Annotated in this window: 4 protein-coding genes and 1 tRNA gene; all 5 read left to right on the top strand. The window is 68.6% G+C overall.

Going from position 1 to position 5,135, the window contains the following annotated elements:
- Positions 1-1,045, top strand: a 1,045-nt coding sequence (rsmB, locus tag AC1DYI_RS25915) for a 16S rRNA (cytosine(967)-C(5))-methyltransferase RsmB (protein WP_477207010.1), incomplete at its 5' end; no start/stop codon positions are given.
- A gap of 84 nt (positions 1,046-1,129) precedes the next feature.
- Positions 1,130-1,699 (top strand): DUF4390 domain-containing protein, encoded by a 570-nt coding sequence (locus AC1DYI_RS25910; RefSeq protein WP_477207009.1) that lies wholly within the window; start codon positions 1,130-1,132, stop codon positions 1,697-1,699.
- A 148-nt stretch (positions 1,700-1,847) separates the two neighbouring features.
- Positions 1,848-4,106, top strand: coding sequence for a sensor histidine kinase (locus tag AC1DYI_RS25905; RefSeq protein ID WP_477207008.1), 2,259 nt, complete (start codon positions 1,848-1,850; stop codon positions 4,104-4,106).
- A 46-nt stretch (positions 4,107-4,152) separates the two neighbouring features.
- Positions 4,153-4,872, top strand: coding sequence for a response regulator (locus AC1DYI_RS25900; RefSeq protein ID WP_477207007.1), 720 nt, complete (start codon positions 4,153-4,155; stop codon positions 4,870-4,872).
- Positions 4,873-4,891: 19 nt separating this feature from the next.
- Positions 4,892-4,967, top strand: a tRNA-Phe gene (locus tag AC1DYI_RS25895).
- Positions 4,968-5,135 lie beyond the last annotated feature (168 nt).

Genomic DNA, 5,135 nt, shown 5'->3' with positions numbered 1-5,135 from the left:
CACGCTGGTCGACCAGGCGGTGAATGCCGCTCGGCGCAAGGTGCCGGCGGCAGCGGGCTTCATCAACGCGGTGCTGCGACGCTTCATCCGCGAACGGCCGGCCATCGTGGCCCAGGCGAGCCACAGCGTGCTGGGCGCCTGGAACCACCCGGCCTGGTGGGTCGAGCGGCTGCGCCACGATTGGCCGGCGCAGTGGCAAGCCCTGCTGGGCCAGGCCCAGCAGCACCCGCCAATGGTGCTGCGCGTCAACACCCGCCGCATCAGCCGGGCTGACTACCAGCAGCGCCTGGCGGAGGCCGGACTGGCCGCCCGCGCCGCCGGAGGGGTGGGCCACGAACAGGCGCTGGTGCTGAGCCAACCTTGTCCGGTCGAGCGCCTGCCCGGCTTTGCGCAGGGTGAGGTGTCGGTGCAGGACCTGGCAGCGCAGCGCGCCGCGCCCTTGCTGCTGGGCACCGGCCTGCCCGCGGGCGCACGGGTGCTTGACGCCTGCGCCGCACCCGGAGGCAAGACCGCCCATCTGCTCGAATTGGCGCCCGAGATCGATCTGCTGGCACTGGATGCCGACGCGGCGCGCCTGGCTCGCGTTGACGATACGCTGCGCCGTCTGGGCCTGGCCGGCCCCCAGGCGCGCACCCGTGCGGCCGATGCGCGCCAGGTGGCCCAGTGGTGGGACGGCCAGCCCTTCGACGCCATACTGCTCGACGCACCCTGCACCGCTTCCGGCATCGTGCGGCGCCATCCGGACATCCGCTGGCTGCGTCGGCCGGACGACGTGCGGGCGCTGGCGCAGACCCAGGCTGAGTTGCTGCACGCGCTGTGGCCGCTGCTCAAACCCGGCGGGCGTCTGGTCTACGCCACGTGTTCGATCTTTCGTGCCGAGGGCTCTGAGCAGATCGACGCGTTTTTGCAACGCCAAGGCCCCGAAGCGGCCCGACTCGACCCGGACTCTCCCGGCCACTTGGTGCCGCTGGCTGACAATGGCTCAACAGACCCGGAGGCGGCGTTGGCCGACGGGTTCTTCTACGCCCTGCTGCACAAGCCCTAGAACAAATCGTCCGTCGTTGTGTGTGCCCCCGCCCAACCTGCCGCCTCGCGTCAGGCCCCTCGTGGGGGCCCGGCTGCTTCGCTAGTGACCCGTGCTGCCCGTCGCGTCGCCCGCGCGGTGATCGGGGCGCTGCTGTTGCTGTGGATGACGCTGGCCGCGCCGGCGCGGGCTGAAGGCAGCATCGACCTGACGACCTTCGACGTCAGCCGTGCCGACGGCGCGCTGCTGCTCGACTTCGTCGCCAAGCCGGTGTTGAGCAAAGCGGTGGAAGACGCGATGCAGCGCGGGGTGCCGGTGTACTTCGTCGCGCAGGCGGCCTTGTACCGTTCGCGCTGGTACTGGCGCGACGAGCGCATCGCACGCGTGTCGCGCACCTGGCGCTTGTCCTACCAGCCGCTCACCTCGAACTGGCGCCTGGGTTTCGGTACCCTGAGCCAGAGCTACCCCAGTGCCGAAGAGGCGTTGGACATGGCGGCCCGCGCGTCGCGCTGGAAGCTGGCCGAGACCGACCAGCTCGAGTTCGGCGAGCGCTACTACGTCGAGTTCAGCTACCGGCTCGACAACAACCAGCTGCCGCGCCCGATGCAGTTGGACCTGGCCGCGCAGGCCGACTGGCAGTTGGCGGTCGAGCGCAAGGTTCGGGTGGAACCGTGAGCCCCCACGGCCCCTTCCGGGGCCTGCCCCCCAGGGGGGCTCGCGCAGCGGACCGGCAAAGCCGGATCCGCGCACGCCACTTGGAATGCGGCGGCTGCGTTCGCAGCGCCGCCAGAGTGCTACCGTCGCTTAGCGGCTCGTTGACAGCATGAAGGTGTCGACCCRCTGGGGCTGGGGCGTCGCCCTGTTGGTGGCCGCCGGGCTGGGCCTGGTGCTGGCCTTTGTGCTGTCGCTGCTGGCGCAGGGGCCGACGCGCTACGAACGCCACTTCGTCTGGCTGTTCTGGGTCAATGCGGCGGTCGCCACGCTGCTGCTGCTGTTCCTCGTCGGTGCCGGCGTGCGGCTGGCGCTGCGTTTCCGACAGGGCAAGTTCGGCAGCCGGCTGTTGCTGAAGCTGGCCGGCATCTTCGCGCTGGTTGGCGTGCTGCCCGGTGCGCTGATCTACATGGTCAGCTACCAGTTCGTCTCGCGCAGCATCGAGGCCTGGTTCGACACCCGCGTCGAGCGGGCGTTGGATGCAGGCCTGGCGCTGGGCAAGGACACGCTGGCGGCGCTGGCGGCTGACCTGGAAGCCAAGACGCGCACTGCGGCGGAGCGTTTGACCGACCGTGGCGGCGCCAACACCTTGGTGCTCGAGCGGCTGCGCGAACAGCTCGGCGCGGAGGAGGTCACCCTGCTCGGCGCCGACGGCAAGGTCAAGTTGACCGTCGGTTCCAGCCCGGTGCTGGGCGCCGAGCGCCCGGCGCTGGCGCTGATGCGGCTGGCGCGCCTGCAGCGTTCGGTCAGCCAGATCGAGGGGCTGGAAGATGAAGTCAGTGTGACGGGCCCGGGGGCGCGGGTGCGTGCATTGGCGCTGGTGCCGTCAGCCAGCCTGTCGCTGACCGACGAAGAGCGCACGCTGATGGTGGTGCAGCCCTTGCCGCGCGCGTTGACCGGCAATGCGCTGGTCGTGCAGGCGGCCTACCGCGAGTACCAGCAGCGCATCCTCGCGCGTGAGGGCTTGCGCCGCATGTACATCGGCACCTTGACGCTGTCGCTGGTGTTGTCGGTGTTCGGTGCAGTGCTGCTCGCGGTGGTGCTGGGCAACCAGCTGGCGCGGCCCCTGCTGATGCTGGCCGAGGGCGTGCGCCAGGTGGCCGAAGGCGACCTCGGGGCCAAGCCGGTGTTCGCCTCGCGTGACGAGATCGGCGGCCTGACGCGCAGCTTCGCCGACATGACCGAGCAGCTCGGCAGCGCCCGTGCGCAGGCCGAGGCCAGCCTGCGCCAACTCGACAGTGCGCGCACGCGGCTGCAGACCATCCTCGACAACCTGACCGCCGGCGTGATCGTGTTCGACCGCGAGCGCCACATCGACACCGTCAACCCCGGCGCGACGCGCATCCTGCGGGCGCCCTTGTCGGCTTACGTTGGGCGCATGCTGAACGAGGTGCCGGGGTTCACTGAGTTTGCTGACGGTGTCTGGCAGCGTTTCGAGCAGCACCAGGCCAGCCCCGAAGACGGCGAGCGCGACCACTGGCAAGACGCGTTCGAGCTGCGCCTGGGCGGCGATCGCAATGACCACAGCATCACGCTGCTGGTGCGCGGCGCGCCGCTGCCGGGGCGTGCGCGGCTGATGGTCTTCGATGACATCACCGAGGTCGTCTCCGCCCAGCGCACTGCCGCCTGGGGTGAGGTGGCGCGCCGGCTCGCGCACGAGATCAAGAACCCGCTGACGCCGATCCAGCTGTCGGCCGAGCGTCTGCAGCACAAGCTCGAGTCCAAGCTCGCCGAGCCCACAGACCAGGCGATGCTGAACCGGTCGGTGGCGACCATCGTTTCTCAAGTGCAAGCGATGAAGCAACTCGTCAACGAGTTTCGCGACTACGCCCGCCTGCCGGCCGCGCAATTGCAGCCGGTGGACCTGAACGAGCTGGTGGCCGAAGTGCTGGTCTTGTATGGCGACGCGCAAGAGCAGGGCCACCTGGTGGCGCAGGTCGACAGCGGGGCGCCGCTGCTGCGCGGCGACCCGACACAACTGCGCCAGGTCATTCACAACCTGGTACAGAACGCGCTCGACGCCTGCAGCGGCCGGCCTGACGCCCGCGTGCTGCTCAGTACCGAGCTCGAGCGTCATCCTGACGGCCGCGCCCGCGTTTTGCGCCTGAAAGTGACCGACAATGGGCCTGGGTTCGCCGAGAAAGTGCAGAAACGCGCCTTCGAACCCTATGTGACCACCAAGAGCAAAGGCACTGGCCTCGGGCTCGCCGTGGTCAAGAAAATCGCCGACGAACATGGCGCCAGCGTGCGCATCGTCAACCTGCCCCCACGAGAGGGAGGTGACGGTGGACCGGCCGGGGCACAGGTTTCGTTATCATTTTCAAGCTTCAGCGAACAGGGACAACGCGCGGACCCTCCTACGCCCGTTTGAGCCGGCCAGTTTTTTGCCGGCGCGGCACCGGGGTCCGCGGACATGCATGGCAACGATTCTTGTAGTGGACGACGAGATGGGCATCCGTGCCCTCTTGTCGGAAATCCTCACCGACGAAGGTCACACCATCGAGCTCGCGGAAAACGCCGCGCAGGCGCGAGCCATGCGCGAGCGACTGCGGCCCGACCTGGTCCTGCTCGACATCTGGATGCCCGACGTCGACGGCATCACGCTGTTGAAGGAGTGGGGCTCGAGCGGCTTGCTGACGATGCCCGTCATCATGATGAGCGGGCACGGCACCATCGACACCGCAGTCGAGGCGACCAAGTACGGCGCCATCGCCTTTCTCGAAAAGCCGATCACGCTGCAAAAACTGTTGCGCGCGGTCGAGCAGTCGCTGGCCCGCACGCCGGCCAACAAGGCACCGGCCGCAGCGCCCGTCACGATGATGGCCAGCCCGCAGCCGATGCTGGGTGGTGGCGTCGAGATGATGACTGTCGAATCGGCGATGACCGGCGGCATGGGCCTGCCGGTGCTGCCGGTGGACCTGGGGCCGCAGGCAGAGCAAAGCTTCGACCTCGACCGCCCGCTGCGTGAGGCGCGCGATGCGTTCGAGAAGAGCTACTTCGAATTCCACCTCGCGCGCGAGAACGGCTCGATGACCCGTGTGGCGGAGAAGACCGGCCTGGAGCGCACGCACCTGTACCGCAAGCTCAAGCAACTCGGGGTCGATCTGTCGCGCAACCGGCGCGGCGGAGCGGCGTGATATACTTTTTGGCTTACTTGGMCTGGTAGCTCAGTTGGTAGAGCAGCGGATTGAAAATCCGCGTGTCGGTGGTTCGATTCCGCCCCAGGCCACCAGAATTCAACGGCTCCCCGTGGCTTCCACCGGGAGCCGTTTTCGTTGGTGCCTGCCATGACKATGCCGAGCTTGTCGCTGGAACACGGGTCTTTCGAAGACGGTTGTGCGATTGGCGTCGACCTCGGCGGCACCAAGATCGAAGCCATCGTGCTCGGGCCGGACGGCAC

The organism is Ideonella sp. P3_A4 (genome assembly GCF_056403075.1).
This window is presented reverse-complemented; position numbering and strand designations above follow the sequence as displayed.

What these genes read in the sequence shown, in the direction of transcription:
- AC1DYI_RS25900 (WP_477207007.1), top strand. Translation starts at nt 4,153, where the DNA reads ATGGCAACGATTCTTGTAGTGGACGACGAGATGGGCATCCGTGCCCTC.